Here is a 16,120-nt window from a genome sequence, read left to right on the forward strand (position 1 = left end):
CAGGACTACGCCGCGCGGCCCAACCAGGGCGCGCCTACCCACCGGACCCACGGGCGGAGCGCCGAGATGACGCTTGTGCTGCGCTACTCGGCCCGCAGCGACCGCGGGCTCGTCCGCCAGAACAACCAGGACGCCGTGTACGCCGGTCCCCGGCTGCTCGCGCTCGCCGATGGCATGGGCGGTCACGCCGCGGGCGAGGTCGCCTCCTCGCTGGTGATCACCGCACTGGCCCAGCTCGACGAGGACACCCCGGGCGACGACCTGCTGGGCTCCCTCCACGACGCCACCGCCCAGGGCAACGCGGCCATCACCCGGCACGTGGCCGAGTCCCCCGACCTGGAGGGCATGGGCACCACGCTCACCGCCATCCTGTTCGCGGGGTCCCGACTCGGCCTGGTGCACGTCGGCGACTCGCGCGCCTACCAGCTGCGCGAGGGCGTGCTCTCCCAGATCACGAAGGACGACACGTTCGTCCAGTCGCTGATCGACGAGGGCCGCATCACCGAGGAGGAGGCGCACACGCACCCGCAGCGATCGCTGCTGCTGCGCGCCATCACCGGCCAGGACGTCGACCCCTCGCTGACCATCCGCGAGGCCCGCGCGGGCGACCGCTACCTGCTCTGCTCGGACGGGCTGTCCGGGGTGGTCAGCGACGAGACCCTGCAGGACACGCTGCAGGCATACCGCGACCCGCGCGAGTGCGCCGACCGGATGATCGAGCTCGCGCTGCGCGGCGGCGGTCCGGACAACGTCACCTGCATCGTCGCCGACGTCGTGGACATCGACTTCGGCGAGGACGACCCGATCATGGGCGGCTCGGTCGGCGGCGGCATGGACGACGGCCCGCAGCCCGACTCCCCCGCGGCCCGAGCCTCCGCGGCCACCATGACCCGCCCCGCACCGCGGGTGGTCGCGCCGGTCGCGCCGGCGGTGGCACCGCGCAGCCGGTGGCGCCTGCAGCTGGCCGTGCTGGTCGCCGTGGCGCTGATCCTGCTGGTCGGCGGCGGCGCGCTGGCCCGGCTGTGGGTGCTCCAGCAGTACTACGTCGGGGCCGACGCCGAGCAGGTCGCCATCTACCAGGGCGTGCGCGGCGACGTGCTGGGCATCCCGCTGCACCAGGTCGCCGAGCGCAGCGACCTCGCGCTGGTGTCGCTGCCCGAGGCCGACCGCAGCGCCGTGCAGGACGGCATCGGCAGCTCCGACGGCCTCGACGGCGCCCGCAGCGTGGTCGAGCGGTTGCGCAACCGGATGCTGCCGCCCTGCTCGGAGCTGGTGCCGCCGGTTCCCTCGGTGGTCGTGGCACCGACCCTCACCCCGGCCCCCGGGCTCCCGCCGGCCGGCGACCCGAACGCCCTGCCCCCCACCGGCCCGGTGGTCCCGACCACCCCGCCCGTCGAACTCACGCCGCTGCCCCAGCAGACGCCCGAGCCCGGGCAGAACTGCAGGCCGGAGAGCTGATGGCCGCCGTCGACGACCGCCCCAGCGCCGCGCCGGCGGCCCCAGCCCCCCTGCCCACCGGGCGGGGGATCGAGCTGGTGCTGCTGGCGTTCGCCGCGGTGCTCGTCACCGGCGCGCTGGCGCTCGTCGAGGCCAACCAGGAGCAGCAGCTGACCCAGGCGCTGCTCTGGGTCGGGCTGGCCTACCTGGCCCTGTTCACGGTGGCGCACTTCGCGGTGCGCACGTTCGCGCCCTACGCCGACCCGCTGATCCTGCCCTCGGTGGCGCTGCTCAACGGCCTGGGCCTGGTGATGATCCACCGGCTCGACCTGGCCGAGCTCGCGCAGGCCGCGGCGGTGGGCGACCCGCCGCCCACCGAGCTGATCAGCCGGCAGGTCGCCTGGACCGCGATCGGGCTGGCGCTGTTCGTCGCGGTGCTCTGGCTGGTGCGCGACCACCGCAAGCTCTCGCGCTACGCGTTCACCGCCGGCCTCGTCGGGATCGTGCTGCTGGCCCTGCCGGGCCTGCTGCCCTCGTCGATCTCCGAGGTCAACGGGGCGAAGCTGTGGATCAGGATCGGTCCGGTCGGCATCCAGCCCGGTGAGTTCGCCAAGATCCTGCTGATCATCTTCTTCGCCGCGTTCCTGGTGCAGAAGCGCGAGCTGTTCACCACCGCCGGACGCCGATTCCTGGGCATGGAGTTCCCGCGCCCGCGCGACCTCGGCCCGCTGCTGCTGGCCTGGGGGCTGTCCATCGGCGTGCTCGTCATCGAGCGCGACCTGGGCTCGTCGCTGCTGTTCTTCGGCATCGTGCTGGTGATGCTCTACGTGGCGACCGAGCGCGTCTCCTGGCTGGTCATCGGCCTGAGCATCTTCGTCGGCGGCGCGCTGATCGCCTACCAGCTGTTCGGCCACGTGCGGGTGCGCGTGCAGGTCTGGCTCGACCCCTTCGCCGACTTCAACGGCACCGGCTTTCAGATCGGGCAGGCCCTGTTCGGGCTGGGCACCGGCGGGGTCGGCGGCACCGGGCTGGGCGCGGGCCGCCCCGACCTGGTCCCCTTCGCCTACAGCGACTTCATGCTGTCGTCGCTGGGCGAGGAGCTCGGGCTGATCGGGCTGTCGGCCATCCTCATCGTCTACCTGGTGATGATCACCCGCGGGCTGCGCAGCGCGCTGGCCGTGCGCGACAGCTTCGGCAAGCTGCTGGCCGCCGGCCTGGCCTTCGCCATCGCGCTGCAGATCTTCACCGTCATCGGCGGGGCCACCAAGCTCATCCCGCTGACCGGCCTCACCCTGCCGTTCCTGTCCTACGGCGGGTCCTCGCTGGTCGCCAACTACGCGCTCGTCGCGCTGCTGCTGCGGATCTCCAACGCCGCCCGCGCCCCGCTGAACCGCCGCCCGGCCGCCCCGCTGCCGCCGATCGCCGAGGCCGGCACCGAGCTGGTGGAGCGGCCGAAGTGAACACTCCCATCCGCCGGATCGCCATCGCGGTGATGGCGATGATCCTGCTGCTGCTGGGCAACCTGACCTACGTCCAGGTGGTCAAGGCGGGCGACTACCGCGAGGACTCGCGCAACAAGCGGGTGCTGCTGGCCGAGTACGCGCGCAAGCGCGGGCAGATCAGCGCGGGCGGCAAGGTGCTGGCCAGCTCGGTGCCCTCCGACGACGAGCTCAAGTACCAGCGCCAGTACCCCGACGGCCCCGTCTACGCGCCGCTGACCGGCTACTACTCGACCATCTACGGCCCGAGCGGGCTGGAGCGCGCCGCCGACGGCGTCCTCAACGGCAGCGACGACCGGCTGTTCGTGCGCCGCGTGTCCGACCTGATCACCGGCCGCGACCCGAGCGGCGGCAACGTGGTCCTCACGATCGACCCCGAGGTCCAGCAGACCGCGTTCGACCAGCTGCAGAGCAAGGGCTACACCGGTTCGATCGTGGCGCTGCGCCCGCAGACCGGCGAGATCCTGGGCATGGTCTCCACGCCGTCCTACGACCCCGGCCCGCTGGCCAGCCACCGCGCCGAGGAGCAGAAGCAGGCCTGGACCGAGCTCAACGACGCCGAGCCCGCGGTGCTGCCCAACCGGGCCATCTCCGAGCGCTACCCGCCCGGCTCGACGTTCAAGCTGATCGACGTGGCGGCCGCGCTGAGCAGCGGGCGCTACACCCCGGACAGCCCGTTCACCGCGGCGCCGAGCATCATCCTGGAGGGCACGCGGACCCCGCTGCCCAACTTCGGCGGCAACCGCTGCGGCGGCGGGGAGACCGCGACCCTGCGCGAGGCGCTGCAGCGCTCCTGCAACACCGCGTTCGCCGAGCTGTCCGCGCAGCTGGGCCCGCAGGCGATCCAGGAGCAGGCGGCCGCGTTCGGCATCGGCTCGACCGACCTGACCATCCCGCTGAAGGTGGCCGGCTCCACGCTGGGCGACATCGAGAACACCGCGCAGCTGCAGCAGTCCAGCATCGGGCAGGCCAGCGTCGCGCTGACGCCGCTGCAGAACGCCATGATCGCGGCGGCCATCGCCAACGGCGGCGAGGTCATGCGGCCCTACCTGATCAAGGAGATCCAGGACCAGGAGCTGAACAGCGTCGAGACCACCGAGCCCGACCGCATCGGTCCGGCGATCGACTCGGGGGTGGCCAGCACCATGACCGAGATGATGGTCAACAACGAGAACTCATACGCCCCGCTCAACAAGATCCGGGGCGTGCAGATCGCCGCGAAGACCGGGACCGCCCAGCACGGCGCCGACGACAGCGTGCCGCCGCACGTCTGGTACGTCGGCTTCGCCCCCGCCGAGGACCCGCAGGTCGCGGTGGCGGTGCTGGTCGAGTCCGGCGGCGACCCCAACAACCTCGAGGCGACCGGCGGCCAGGTGGCCGCCCCCCTCGGGCGCGCGGTGATCAGCGCCGCGCTGGGCGAGTCCCCGTGACCGTGCTCGCGGCCGGCCAGCACATCGCCGAGCGCTACCACCTCGACCGGCGGATCGCGGTGGGCGGGATGGGCGAGGTCTGGGAGGCCTCCGACACCCGGCTCGGCCGCTCGGTCGCGGTGAAGGTGCTGCGCCCCGAGCTGTCCGACGACCCCGAGTTCCTGCACCGGTTCCGCATCGAGGCCCGCACGGTCGCCTCGCTGGACCACTCCGGCATCGCCGCCGTGCACGACTACGGCGAGGACGAGAGCCCGAGCGGGCGGCGCACCGCCTACCTGGTGATGGAGCTGGTCCGCGGCGACCCGCTGTCCACGTTGATCTCCCGCGGCCCCATCGACGCCGACGAGACGCTGCGCCTCGTCGAGGAGGCCGCCTGGGCGCTGCAGGCCGCCCACGAGCGGGGCTTCGTGCACCGCGACGTCAAGCCCGGCAACATCCTGGTCCGCACCGACGGCCTGGTGAAGCTGACCGACTTCGGCATCGCCAAGGCCGCCGACGCCGTCCCGGTCACCCGCTCCGGCATGGTCATGGGCACTGCCCACTACATCGCCCCCGAGCAGGCCAGCGGCGGCGAGGCCGGGCCGGCGGGCGACGTCTACTCGTTGGGCATCGTCGGCTACGAGTGCCTGGTCGGGCACCGCCCGTTCCGCGCCGAGAGCGCGGTGGCGGTGGCCATGATGCAGGTCCGCGACGAGCCCCCGCCGCTGCCCGCGACGATCCCGGTCGGCACCCGCGAGCTCATCGAGGCCGTGCTGGTCAAGGACCCGTTGCAGCGCTACGCCACCGGTGGCGAGTTCGCCGAGGCGGTGGCCGCGGTGCGCCGCGGGGAGCCGATGCCGGTGCCGCGCTCGCTCACCGGCGCGACCCCGGTGGTCACCCCGCGGCCGCGGCCGCCGCGCGGGCGCACCGCGACACCGACTCCGACGCCCACCCCGACGCCGACCCCCAGCCCGGTGCCCAAGCCGCCGCACCGGCGCGCGGCCGACGCGGCCCGCCCGCGGCCGCGCCCGGCCACCCCCCGCACGAGCGCCGACCGCACGGGCGACACGCCGCGGCGCCCGGCCCGCCACCACGCCCCGCCGCCCGCGCCGCCCACCGAGCCGCTGCGGCTGCAGCCGCGGTCCGGGCGCAGCCGCACCGTGCTGCTCGTGCTCTTCGTGCTGCTGACCCTGGCCGCCTTCGCGGTCGGGTTCTACGTCCTGCGCACCGTCGTCCTCGCCACCCCCGACACGCCCGGCCCGGCGGTGCCCGCAGGGGCGGCCGGTACCGTTGCGGTGCGGGGATCCGCGGGACCGTCGCCGAGCGGTCCGGTCGGTGCGTTCGCCGTGAACGGTTCGTCGGTCGTCGTGGATGCGGCGGCATCGGTCGGCAGCGCCCGGTGAGCCCGCGCAGCCGACGGTCCGGCGCTCGAGGAGTGCCCGCGACCTCCCGGAGGGCGACGCGGCCCGGCAGAATGTCCGAATCCCCCATGACTCCCAGGAACCGGCAGCGATGACCACCTCCCGACTGTTGTCCGATCGGTACGAGCTGGGCGAGGTACTCGGCTACGGCGGCATGTCCGAGGTGCACCGCGGCCTGGACACCCGCCTGGGTCGCGATGTCGCGATCAAGGTGCTGCGCGCCGACCTCGCCCGCGACCCCCAGTTCCAGCTGCGCTTCCGCCGCGAGGCGCAGAACTCGGCCGGGCTCAACCACCCGGCGATCGTGGCCGTCTACGACACCGGCGAGGTGGAGGGCGAGTTCGGCCCGCTGCCCTACATCGTCATGGAGTTCGTCGACGGGCAGACCCTGCGCGAGATCGTCAAGACCGAGGGCCCGATGTCGCAGCAGCGCGTCACCGAGGTCATGGCCGACGTGTGCGCCGCGCTCGACTTCAGCCACCGCCACGGCATCATCCACCGCGACGTCAAGCCGGCCAACATCATGATCACCCGCGGGGGCGCGGTGAAGGTGATGGACTTCGGCATCGCCCGCGCGCTCGGCGAGGGCCAGAACGTCACCCAGACCGCGGCCGTCATCGGAACCGCCCAGTACCTCTCCCCCGAGCAGGCCAGGGGCGAGGCGGTCGACGCGCGCAGCGACGTCTACGCGGCGGGCTGCGTGCTGTTCGAGCTGCTCACCGGGGAGCCGCCGTTCACCGGCGACACCCCCGTCGCGGTGGCCTACCAGCACGTCCGGGAGGACCCACGGTCCCCGTCGCAGGTCAACCCGAACATCCCGCCCGCCCTCGACGCGGTCATCCTCAAGGCCCTGTCGAAGAACCCGGCCAACCGCTACCAGTCCGCCGCCGAGCTGCGCGCCGACCTGGTCCGCGTGCGGGCCGGGCAGAACCCGATGGCCCCCGCGGTGATGAGCGAGGACGAGCGCACCGCGATGCTCGCCGCGTCCGCCGGCGGGGTCACCCGCCGCACCAACGGCCGCCACGGCCCGCCCACGGGCGGCGGCGGCCCGGCCACCGACTACGGCTACTACGACGAGGAGCCCCAGCGCAGCACGGGGCGGATCGTCGGGATCGTGGTCGCGGTGCTGGCGGTCATCGGCATCGTCGGCTTCGGGGCCTACCAGTACCTGGCCCCGCCGTCGGAGCCGACGAAGGTCGCGGTGCCCACGCTCGTGGGGCAGACCGAGGAGGCCGCGCGCAGCCAGCTCGTGGCGGCCAGGCTGCGGGTGGGCGAGGTCGTGCAGGTCCCGTCCTCGGTCGAGGACCGCGGCAAGGTCACCCAGACCGACCCGCCGGTGGGCGCGCAGATCAACGAGTCCACCGCGGTCAAGCTGTCGGTGGGCGCCGGGCCCGCCGAGGTCACGGTGCCCCGGCTGGTCGGCGGCGACCCGGACGAGGCCGAGGCCGAGCTCAAGGCCGTCGGGCTGGTGCTGGGCAGCAACACCAGCCGGGAGACCCCCGACCAGAGCCAGGTCGGCAAGATCATCGAAACCGACCCGGAGCCGGGCGTGAAGGTGGCGGGCGGCTCCGAGGTCAACATCGTGGTCGGCAAGAAGCAGACCACCGTCGAGATCCCCGACGTGCAGGGCAAGGACCCCCAGGAGGCGGCCAACCAGCTCGCCGCGCTGGGCCTCGACGTCAACCGCGAGGCCCCCGAGGTCGAGGGTCCCGGCGAGAAGGGCACGGTCGCCGAGACCGACCCGCCGGCCAAGGCCAAGGTCGACCCCGGCAGCAAGATCCAGATCAAGGTCTCCGACGGCTCCCAGGCCGAGGTCCCCGACATCGACGGCCTGTCCGAGAGCGAGGCCCGGGCCAAGCTCGCCGAGGTCGGCATCTTCAACATCAAGGTGACCGAGCAGGGCGTCGACGACGACAACCAGGACGGCAAGGTCATCGACCACTCCGCCGAGGCGGGCGAGGGCGTCGACAAGGACGACCAGTTCACGATCGTCATCGGCAACAAGGACTGACCGCGGCGACCGGCCCGGCGTCACCCCGGAACCGGGACGACGCCGGGCCGGTCGCTCCGGGACACTGGTCCGATGCGCGTTCTGGTCGTCGACAACTACGACAGCTTCGTCTACAACCTCGTCCAGTACCTGGCCCAGCTGGGCGCCGCCACCACGGTCCGGCGCAACGACGAGGTCGACCTCGACGAGCTCGACGCGGTCGACGGCGTGCTGGTCAGCCCCGGCCCCGGCACCCCGGAACGGGCCGGGCGCAGCATCGAGATCATCCACCGCAGCGCCGAACGCACCCTGCCGCTGCTCGGCGTCTGCCTGGGCCACCAGGCGATCGGCGTGGCGTTCGGCGGCGTGGTCGACCGCGCCCCCGAGCTGCTGCACGGCAAGACGTCCCTGGTGCACCACAGCGCCGGCCTCGCCGGCCCCGACGTACTGGCCGGCCTGCCCGACCCGTTCGTCGCCACCCGCTACCACTCGCTGTCCATCCGCCCGGAGACGCTCCCGGCGGAGCTCGAGGTCACCGGCCGCACCGACACGGGCGTGATCATGGCCCTGCGGCACCGCGAGCTGCCGCTGCACGGGGTGCAGTTCCACCCGGAGTCCGTGCTGACCGACGGCGGCCACCGCCTCCTGGCCAACTGGATGGCCGCCGCCGGCCACCCCGTCCCGGAGCCCACCGTTGCCGCGCTGACCGAGGAAGCCGCGGCGGTCACCGCCCGCGCCTAGAGGTGGGCGGCCTTCCGGGACGCGCCGCCGAGCGAATGGCGCTCTCGGCCAACGAGGTGGGGTGCACGCGCCACTCGCTCGGACGCACCACCCGCCTCGAGCGAAAGCGGCTCTCGTCCCGCCGGGCGCAACGAGAGCCACGCTCGCTCCACTGGACGCAACGAAAGCCGCGCTCGTTCTGCCCGAGGCGGCGCGCAGCACCGCGAGGCGAGGGAACGCTACCCCTGCTCGATCCGAGGTCGCCCGCCGCGCAGGCGCCGCCGGAGGCGCCCTTCCCCGGCCCGGAGCCGGGCCTCTGGATCTGAGCTGGGCGCGTCGCCCACGACAGCCACTGCTCAGGGCGCCTCCGGCGGCGCCACCCCGGCGGGCGTCCTCAGCTCCAGCAGGGGGTGCGAAGTACTCCCTGCCGCCACCGTGGGGCGGGGAGCGAGGGCGGCGCTCGTTGCACTGGCGATCGCACCCGGGTGGAGCACATCTCTGGTGCGCCGGCGGAGACCGGCGGCTCACCTGCGACGTCGGGCACGCTACCGTGGAGGCCAGGTTCAGCACGCCGGGTCGGTCGACCGGCCGTGCCCGATACGAGGCCGTCACGAGGTCAGCACATGCCGAAGTCCAAGGTCCGGAAGAAGACCGCATACACCCCGCCGACGCGCGACGCGGGCGGCAACCGCACCCCGGTCAAGGTGAAGGGCCCGACCCACCCGGTCTACATCGCGGTGATGCTCGGTCTGATGCTGGCCGGGCTGGCCTGGCTGGTGGTCAACTACCTCGCGGGCGACCGGCTCGACTTCATGATCGCGCTCGGTTCGTGGAACTTCCTGATCGGCTTCGCGCTCATCGTGATCGGGCTGCTGATGACCATGCGGTGGCGCTGATCCCGCTCATCGGTCCCCGGCTGTGGACAACCGCTGTGGACAACCGTGGACGCTGACACCGGCCCGCACGAGCGGGAGTGGAGCCCGGCGGTCGGGCTGGTGGTGATCGGGTGGGCGGCGGCCGTGGCCGCCGTCGCCTGGTGCGTGCTGCTCTGGGCGTCGCACGCCGACCCGGCGGGTCGGCTGATCGCCGGTGTGGCGGCCGTGGGCCTGGTCGTGGCCGCCCTGTACGGCACCCGGGCCCGGCCGCGACTTCGCGTCGACGTCGACGGGATCACCGTCGGCGGGCTGCTGCGGGCGCGGCACTACCCGTGGCCGCTGGTGGGCGACCTGCGGGTGCTGACGACCCGGCGCCTCGGGCTGCGCGGCTCGCTGCTGGAGATCGACGCCACTACCGCCGACGGCGGAGAGCGGCTGCTCGTGTTCGGTCGGCTCGACCTGGACGAGGACCCGCAGGACGTCGCCCCGCAGGTGCTCGCCCTGCGCCCGGCCCGCGGCCGCCCCGTCCAGCCCGACTGATCGGGCCGGACGGGGCTCAGGTCAGGGTCGTCACCCACATCAGGACGATCACCAGCGCGGCGAGGGCGCCCAGCAGGACGGCCTGCATGGCGGTGCGGTTGCGCCCCGGGCCGTAGACCAGCGCTGCGGTCGCCGCCGCGCCGACCACCAGCCCACCGAGGTGCCCGGTGATCGAGATGCCGGGGATCACGAAGCTGATCACGATGTTCACCACGATCAGCCCGACGACCTGGCCGAGCGGGAAGCGCAGCCGGCGCAGCACCACGGCCAGCCCGCCCATCAGGCCGAACACGGCCCCGGAGGCCCCGGCCACCTCGATGCGCGGCAGGTCGAACAGCATCACGGCGGCCGAGCCGCCGAGCAGGGCGATGCAGTACACGGCCAGGAAGCGGCCGCGGCCGAGCACCGACTCCAGGTCGCGGCCCAGCACGTACAGCGCGAGCATGTTGAAGACCAGGTGCACCGGGCCGATGTGCAGGAACCCGGCGGTCACCACGCGCCACCACTCCCCCGCCCCCACCAGCCAGGGGACCAGCGAGAGCGCTCCGAACAGCGGGGCGTCGGCGTTCGCCGTGATGCTGCGGGCCTGCAGCACGGTCCACACGAAGACCGCGACGTTGATCGCGATCAGGGTGGGCACCACCACCGGGCGCCCACCGGGCTGGGCCCCGGCGACGGTGCGCCCGCGGCGCGCCCCGCGCTGCCCCTGGGCGACGCAGTCCACGCACTGGTAGCCCACCGAGGCCTCGCGCAGGCACTCCGGGCAGGCCGGGCGGCCGCACCGGGTGCAGGCGAGCCCGGTCGGGCGGTCGGGGTGGCGGACGCAGACCGCCGGGGCATCCGGGGTCGGGCCGCCCTGGTAGGGGCTGGGAGGTCCGGCCGAGGACACCCGGGGGCCGCCTAGTCCGCGATCTCGACGCGCTGGATGACGACCTCGTCGAGCGGGCGGTCGTTGCGGTCGGTGCGGGCGGCGGCGATGGCGTCGACCACCTGGCGGGACTCCGCGTCGGCGACCTCGCCGAAGATGGTGTGGCGGCGGTTGAGGTGCGGCGTCGGGGCGACGGTGATGAAGAACTGCGAGCCGTTGGTCCCGGGCCCGGCGTTGGCCATGGCCAGCAGGTACGGGCGGTCGAACTGCAGCTCGGGGTGGAACTCGTCGCCGAACTTGTAGCCGGGCCCGCCGCGGCCGGTGCCGGTCGGGTCGCCGCCCTGCAGCATGAAGCCGCTGATCACCCGGTGGAAGACCGAGCCGTCGTAGAACGGGCCGCTGTCGCCGCCGGAGGCGTTGGGCTCCGAGTACTGCCGCTGCCCGGTGGCCAGGCCGACGAAGTTGTCGACCGTCTTGGGGGCGTGATCGGGGAACAGCACGATCCGGATGTCGCCCTTGTTGGTCCGCAGCGTGGCGGTCGTCTTGGAGTTGGGTTGGGTCACGGGGCCCATCGTGCCAGCCCACCGGGCCGCGCGTCGGTCCAGACCCTCGCCCGGGGGTTCACCCGAGCACCTCGTCGAGGAACCCGGTGACGGTCCGCTCGTAGGCCGCGGGGTCGGCGTTCCAGGCCGCGGTGTGCTCGACGTCGGGCACCTCGACCAGGCGCATCGGCCAGTCCAGCCGGGGTGCCGCGGCGACCAGCGACCGGCTCGTCCAGGGCGGCACCGCGGTGTCGGCCGTGCTGTGCACGACGAGCGTCGGCGGCCGTACCGCGGGCGGGCGGCGGCGCAGGTCGAAGCGGTCGAAGTCGATGCCGATGCGCCGCTCGGTGACCGCGCCGGCCAGCGGGCTCAGCTGCCCCGGGAGCCTGCGGTTGCGGGCCTGCTGGCGCAGCGTGGCCCGCCAGTCGACCAGCGGCGCGTCCCACACCACCGCGGCGACCCGGTCCGCGGCGGGCGACCGGTCCAGGAAGGCGCCGATGATCGCCGCCCCCATCGACCAGCCCATCAGCACCACCCGGTCGGCGCCGCGGCCGCGGACGTAAGCGACGGCGGCCTCCAGGTCGGCCCACTCGGTGTCGCCGAGGTGGTAGTGGCCGTCCGGGCTGGGCGGGGCGCCCTCGTCGTTGCGGTAGCTGGCCACGAGCACCGGGTGGCCGCGCCCGTGCAGCGCGGGCAGGATCCGCAGCCCCTCGCGCAGGGTGCCGCCGCGCCCGTGCACCAGCACCACCCAGGGCTGGTCGCCGCCGGGCACGACCCAGCCGGGGTAGTCGCCGAGCGGGCCGGGCACGTCGACCGCCTCGAACGCCAGGCCGAGCGCGCCGGGGTCGGGGTCGTAGGGGCCGGTGTCGAGCACGGCCTCGGTGCCGGCCGGCGGGACCGGCCCGCCCCGCAGCTCGCGCACCACCCGGTGCCGGTCGCCCCCGACCACCGGCCCGACAGCGGCGAGCCCGTCGGCCCAGCGCAGGCCCCAGATCCCGGGCTGGCGGGTCAACCGGTTCGCCACCAGCGTGACGGTGTCGCGGTCGGCGGCCAGCACCCGCTCCGGGTAGATCGGGCGGACGGTCGGGTCGAGCAGGATCGAGGAGTACACCCAGCCGATCCCGGCGACCGCCCCGGTGCCCAGGCCGAGACCCAGGCCGGCGCCGATGCCGATGCCCAGGATCCGCGGCCCGAGCCGCGCCCGCCCGTTCGGCGCGATCAGCCAACCGGCCGCGGTCCTGGTCGACGCCACGCGGTGATGATCCCTGATCGCGGCCGCGACGGCACCGGTCGTTTCCCGGCGCACCGCGGCTCAGCGCGGGGTCACCTCGCCCATCTTGTTCCAGCCGCTGCCCTCGACGCCCTGGATGCTGACGATGTCCGGGGTGGTGGCGACGACATCGGGCATCCAGCTCATCGCCGTCTTGAAGTGCTCGGAGGTGACGTGCGCCTCGCCCGCGTCGTCCTGGAAGGCCTCCACCAGCACGAACTGGTTGGGGTCGTCGACGCTGCGCGACCACTCGAAGAAGATGTTGCCGGGCTCGGCCCGGGTGGCGGTGGTGAACGGGTCGACCAGGTCGAGCCACTCCTCCGCCCGCTCGGGGCGGATCGTGAACTTGACGACGATGAAGATCACAGCGGTCCTCCAGCTCGGTTGTCGACGACGGTCATTCTGGCCGTCCACGGAGCCGGGGACACCTCGTCGAACGAGCGGGGCGCGTACGGCCCGCTTAGGGTGGCGGCACGGGGGACCACCCAGGAGGGGCGACGTGGTCCGACGCAGGGCAGGCGACGCGGGCGGGGCGCCCGACGTCCTGGACGTCAGCGAAAGGTTCTGGTCATCGGGCGGCGAACGCCTCGACGTCGACGGCGCGGTGCTCGTGCGGAACCCGGCGGCGCCCGGCCACCCGTCCGGCACGTTCCTCACCGCGGTGCGCACCGGGTCGGCCGAGCAGCTGGACCGGGTCCTCGCCCGCTGCCACGACCTGGTCGAGGGCGGCTGCCGGCGCGTGGTCGTCGACGCCGCAACACCACCGGTCGTGGCGGCCCACCTCGCCGTCGAGGACTGGACCCCGACCACGCAGCTGCACCTGGTGCTGCCGGCCACCGCCGCGGTGCCCGCCGCGGGCATCGCGCCCCGCCCGCTGAGCACCGACGAGGACTGGGCGCGGGCCACCGAGCTGTTCCGGGCCGATCACCTGGAGGAGGACGCCCGGCACGTCCGCAGCGCCCGGCCCGCGGCGGCGACCGCGGCCGCCGTCGCCCTGCGCCGCAGCCTCACCCCCGCCGCGACCTGGTTCGCCGTCGAGCGCGACGGCGGGTTCGTGGCGATGGTCGCCGCCTGGGCGGGCGACGGGGGCACCGGTGTCGTCGAGGACGTGTTCGTGCGCCCGGACGCGCGCCACGCCGGGCTGGCCCGCGAGCTGCTGCGGTTCGCCGTCGGGCAGGCCAGGGCGGGTGGCGCCGGCCCGGTGCTGATCGGGGCCGAGACCGACGACACCCCCAAGCACCTCTACGCCCGCTTCGGCTTCCGCCCGGCCGCGGTGGGCCACAGCTGGGTGCGCGGCACCTGACGCGGTGGTTCCACGTGGAACACGACAGGCGCTGCGCAGCGCGGAGGAGGACAGCGTGGCCGACGAGCACCGCGAACGGCTCCGGACGACCTCCGGCGCGGTGGCCGAGCGCTACGACGCCGTGCGCCCCGGCTACCCGAGGGCCGTCCTGGACGACCTGCTGCGGCTGGCCGGCGTCGGCCCCGACGACCGCGTGCTGGAGATCGGCTGCGGCACCGGGCAGCTGACCGTGCCGCTCGCGGCGCGCGGGTTGCGGGTCACCGCGATCGAGCCGGGCCCCGACCTGGCCCGCGTGGCCCGGCGCAACCTGGCCGCGCACCCGATGGCCGAGGTCGTCGTCGGCGCGTTCGAGGAGGTGGCCCTCGAGCCCGGCTCGTTCGACCTGGTCGTGGCCACCTCGGTCCACCGGCTCGACCCGGCGGTCCGCGTCGAGCGTTCGGTCGACCTGCTGCGTGCCGGCGGCGCGCTGGCCGTCATCGACACCGAGCACGTCGCAGGCGGCAGCGCGGCGTTCTTCGCCGACGCCCAGGCATGCCACCGGCGCTGGGACCCGACGACACCACCCGGGCCGCGGCTGCCGACCGCGGCGGAGGTCCCGACCGCCCGGCCCGAGCTGGACGACTCGCCGCGGCTCGGACCCGTGCACCTGCGCAGGCGGCAGTGGGACGCCGAGTACACCACCGAGCGGTACCTGGCCCTGCTGCTCACCTGCTCCGGGCACCTGGCCCTGCCCGCGGCCGACCGGCGGGGCCTGCGCGGCTGCCTCGGCGCGCTCATCGCCGGCCGCTACGGCGGGCGGATCACCCAGCGGTACCTGACCGACCTGCGGGTCGCCCACCGCGCCGGGTAGCCGTGCGGATCAGCCCGTCGGGCGGATGTTGTGGTTGAGGTGGAAGGCGTTCTGCGGGTCGTAGCGCCGCTTCAGCGCGGTCAGCCGGGCGAGCTTGTCCGGGCCGTAGGCGCGGCGCACGCCGGCGTCGCCCTCGTCGGAGAGGGTGTTGACGTAGACCCCGCTGGCGAACGGCTCGACCGCGCCCGCGCAGCGCCGGGCCACGGCGAAGCGGTCCGCGTCCTCGCCCGGGTCGGTCCACCGCGCGGCGGCCACGTACTCGAAGAGGGTGCCGCGGTGGGCGAACGCGGTGTCGGCGTCGGGCACGTCGGCGATCGCCCCGCCGTAGGCCTGCAGCCCGACGTTCGGCAGGTGCTCGCCGGTGCCGTCGGCGCTGCCCCGGCGCAGGAACGCCCCGATCGCGGCGTCGTCGAAGGCCCGCAGGAAGTGGCCCTTCCAGTACCGGCGCAGCGTGTGGCCGTCGGTGACGTCGTCGCGGCGCTGCAACTGCAGGTAGGACTGCTCGACGACGCGCTCGGCCACCGGGCGGCCAAGCGCCGCGATCCGCGGCGCGAGCCCGCGGCCCGCCTCCGGGTCGCCGACCCAGACGAACCCCACGGTGAGCAGCCCGTCCGGCCCGATCGATGCGGTGAAGGTGGACTCGCGGGGCGCCTCGGCGTTGAGGTCGCGCCAGCCGCGCAGCACGTCCACGCCCTGGTCGAGCTCGAAGGAGCACTCGACGGTCAGCGCCCGGGTGCCGATCTCGTGCAGCCGGAACTCGAACTCGGTGACCACCCCGAAGTTGCCGCCCCCGCCGCTCAGCCCCCAGAACAGCTCCGGGTGCTCGTCGCGGGTCACCCGCAGCACCTCGCCCTCCGCCGTCACCAGCTCGAAGGACTCCACGTTGTCGCAGGTGAGCCCGTACTTGCGGGCCATCCAGCCCATCCCGCCGCCGAGCGTGAGCCCGCCGACGCCGGTGTGCGAGACGTTGCCCGCCGTGGTGGCCAGGCCGTGGCGCTGGGCCTGCGCGTCGAGCACGCCGAGCAGCGCGCCGCCCTGCACCCGGGCCCGCCGGGCGGCCGGGTCGACGTGGACCGCGGCCATCGGGGTGAGGTCGATCATCAGGCCGTCGTGCGGGACGCCGAGCCCGATCACGCTGTGCCCGCCGCACCGCACGCCGATCTCCAGGTCCATGTCGCGGGCGGCGCGCACGGCGGCGACCACGTCGCCGACGCCCGCGCAGCGCACGATCATCCGGGGGCGGTGGTCGACCATGGCGTTCCACACCGACCGGGCCCCGTCGTAGCCGGCGGCGCCGGGGAGCAGCAGCGCTCCCTCCAGCCGCGCCTCCAGGTCGTTCGTCGCGTTCGTCATGGGAGAAGCCTGACAGGAATCGGTCCATGCAATATGGTCCGAT

General features: G+C 74.2%; 15 protein-coding genes. 10 read left to right on the forward strand and 5 right to left on the reverse strand.

Annotation, left to right across the window (positions count from 1 at the left end; genetic code table 11):
* Positions 1 to 66: 66 nt before the first annotated feature.
* The 8 genes from KDL28_RS23585 (at position 67) to KDL28_RS41655 (ending at position 9,891) form a co-directional block, all read left to right on the forward strand.
* Complete coding sequence (locus KDL28_RS23585) at positions 67 to 1,458, forward strand: PP2C family protein-serine/threonine phosphatase (RefSeq protein WP_252441664.1); 1,392 nt, start codon at positions 67 to 69, stop codon at positions 1,456 to 1,458.
* Entirely contained in the window at positions 1,458 to 2,897 is a 1,440-nt protein-coding gene (locus KDL28_RS23590) for an FtsW/RodA/SpoVE family cell cycle protein (RefSeq protein WP_252441665.1), read from the forward strand. The genes KDL28_RS23585 and KDL28_RS23590 overlap by 1 nt, the downstream gene beginning before the upstream one ends.
* Positions 2,894 to 4,366, forward strand: coding sequence for a peptidoglycan D,D-transpeptidase FtsI family protein (locus KDL28_RS23595; protein ID WP_252441666.1), 1,473 nt, complete (start codon positions 2,894 to 2,896; stop codon positions 4,364 to 4,366). Before KDL28_RS23590 ends, KDL28_RS23595 begins: the two co-directional genes overlap by 4 nt.
* On the forward strand, positions 4,363 to 5,748 hold the full coding sequence (locus KDL28_RS23600; RefSeq protein ID WP_372497050.1) for a serine/threonine-protein kinase: 1,386 nt from the start codon (positions 4,363 to 4,365) through the stop codon (positions 5,746 to 5,748). The genes KDL28_RS23595 and KDL28_RS23600 overlap by 4 nt, the downstream gene beginning before the upstream one ends.
* Before the next feature lie 109 nt (positions 5,749 to 5,857).
* Entirely contained in the window at positions 5,858 to 7,777 is a 1,920-nt protein-coding gene (gene pknB, locus KDL28_RS23605) for a Stk1 family PASTA domain-containing Ser/Thr kinase (protein WP_252441667.1), read from the forward strand.
* Between the two features lie 72 nt (positions 7,778 to 7,849).
* On the forward strand, positions 7,850 to 8,497 hold the full coding sequence (locus KDL28_RS23610) for an aminodeoxychorismate/anthranilate synthase component II (RefSeq protein WP_252441668.1): 648 nt from the start codon (positions 7,850 to 7,852) through the stop codon (positions 8,495 to 8,497).
* A 602-nt stretch (positions 8,498 to 9,099) separates the two neighbouring features.
* The gene (gene crgA / locus KDL28_RS23615) at positions 9,100 to 9,372 is read left to right on the forward strand and encodes a cell division protein CrgA (RefSeq protein ID WP_252441669.1); all 273 of its coding nucleotides are present in this window, start codon (positions 9,100 to 9,102) and stop codon (positions 9,370 to 9,372) included.
* Between the two features lie 45 nt (positions 9,373 to 9,417).
* Positions 9,418 to 9,891 (forward strand): PH domain-containing protein, encoded by a 474-nt coding sequence (locus KDL28_RS41655; protein ID WP_252441670.1) that lies wholly within the window; start codon positions 9,418 to 9,420, stop codon positions 9,889 to 9,891.
* Positions 9,892 to 9,907: 16 nt separating this feature from the next.
* On the opposite strand, the gene KDL28_RS41660 is transcribed toward KDL28_RS41655, so the two are convergent.
* Genes KDL28_RS41660 through KDL28_RS23645 form a run of 4 tightly spaced genes read right to left on the reverse strand, consistent with a single transcriptional unit; the run spans position 9,908 to position 12,937 of the window.
* On the reverse strand, positions 9,908 to 10,780 hold the full coding sequence (locus KDL28_RS41660) for a rhomboid family intramembrane serine protease (protein WP_308216050.1): 873 nt from the start codon (positions 10,778 to 10,780) through the stop codon (positions 9,908 to 9,910).
* An 11-nt stretch (positions 10,781 to 10,791) separates the two neighbouring features.
* Positions 10,792 to 11,322, reverse strand: coding sequence for a peptidylprolyl isomerase (locus KDL28_RS23635; RefSeq protein ID WP_252441671.1), 531 nt, complete (start codon positions 11,320 to 11,322; stop codon positions 10,792 to 10,794).
* Positions 11,323 to 11,380: 58 nt separating this feature from the next.
* A complete protein-coding gene (locus KDL28_RS23640) occupies positions 11,381 to 12,553 on the reverse strand; it encodes an alpha/beta hydrolase family protein (RefSeq protein WP_252441672.1) in 1,173 nt (390 codons plus the stop codon).
* Positions 12,554 to 12,613: 60 nt separating this feature from the next.
* Positions 12,614 to 12,937 (reverse strand): putative quinol monooxygenase, encoded by a 324-nt coding sequence (locus tag KDL28_RS23645; protein ID WP_252441673.1) that lies wholly within the window; start codon positions 12,935 to 12,937, stop codon positions 12,614 to 12,616.
* A gap of 133 nt (positions 12,938 to 13,070) precedes the next feature.
* On the opposite strand from KDL28_RS23645, the gene KDL28_RS23650 reads away from it, so the two are divergent.
* Positions 13,071 to 13,874: a GNAT family N-acetyltransferase gene (locus tag KDL28_RS23650; RefSeq protein ID WP_252441674.1), complete on the forward strand. Its 804-nt coding sequence runs from the start codon at positions 13,071 to 13,073 to the stop codon at positions 13,872 to 13,874.
* Between the two features lie 55 nt (positions 13,875 to 13,929).
* Entirely contained in the window at positions 13,930 to 14,724 is a 795-nt protein-coding gene (locus tag KDL28_RS23655) for a class I SAM-dependent methyltransferase (protein ID WP_252441675.1), read from the forward strand.
* Positions 14,725 to 14,733: 9 nt separating this feature from the next.
* Here the strand turns inward: KDL28_RS23655 and KDL28_RS23660 are convergent, their stop codons facing one another.
* Complete coding sequence (locus tag KDL28_RS23660; protein ID WP_252441676.1) at positions 14,734 to 16,077, reverse strand: FAD-binding oxidoreductase; 1,344 nt, start codon at positions 16,075 to 16,077, stop codon at positions 14,734 to 14,736.
* Positions 16,078 to 16,120 lie beyond the last annotated feature (43 nt).

This window comes from Pseudonocardia humida, assembly GCF_023898865.1.
GTDB classification, from domain to species: Bacteria; Actinomycetota; Actinomycetes; order Mycobacteriales; family Pseudonocardiaceae; genus Pseudonocardia; species Pseudonocardia humida.

Bases quoted from the DNA above. Each gene is read 5' to 3' on its own strand.
- KDL28_RS23585 (WP_252441664.1), top strand. From the start codon at position 67: ATGACGCTTGTGCTGCGCTACTCGGCCCGCAGCGACCGCGGGCTCGTC.
- KDL28_RS23590 (WP_252441665.1), top strand. From the start codon at position 1,458: ATGGCCGCCGTCGACGACCGCCCCAGCGCCGCGCCGGCGGCCCCAGCC.
- pknB (WP_252441667.1), top strand. From the start codon at position 5,858: ATGACCACCTCCCGACTGTTGTCCGATCGGTACGAGCTGGGCGAGGTA.
- KDL28_RS23610 (WP_252441668.1), top strand. From the start codon at position 7,850: ATGCGCGTTCTGGTCGTCGACAACTACGACAGCTTCGTCTACAACCTC.
- crgA (WP_252441669.1), top strand. From the start codon at position 9,100: ATGCCGAAGTCCAAGGTCCGGAAGAAGACCGCATACACCCCGCCGACG.
- KDL28_RS23660 (WP_252441676.1), bottom strand. From the start codon at position 16,077: ATGACGAACGCGACGAACGACCTGGAGGCGCGGCTGGAGGGAGCGCTG.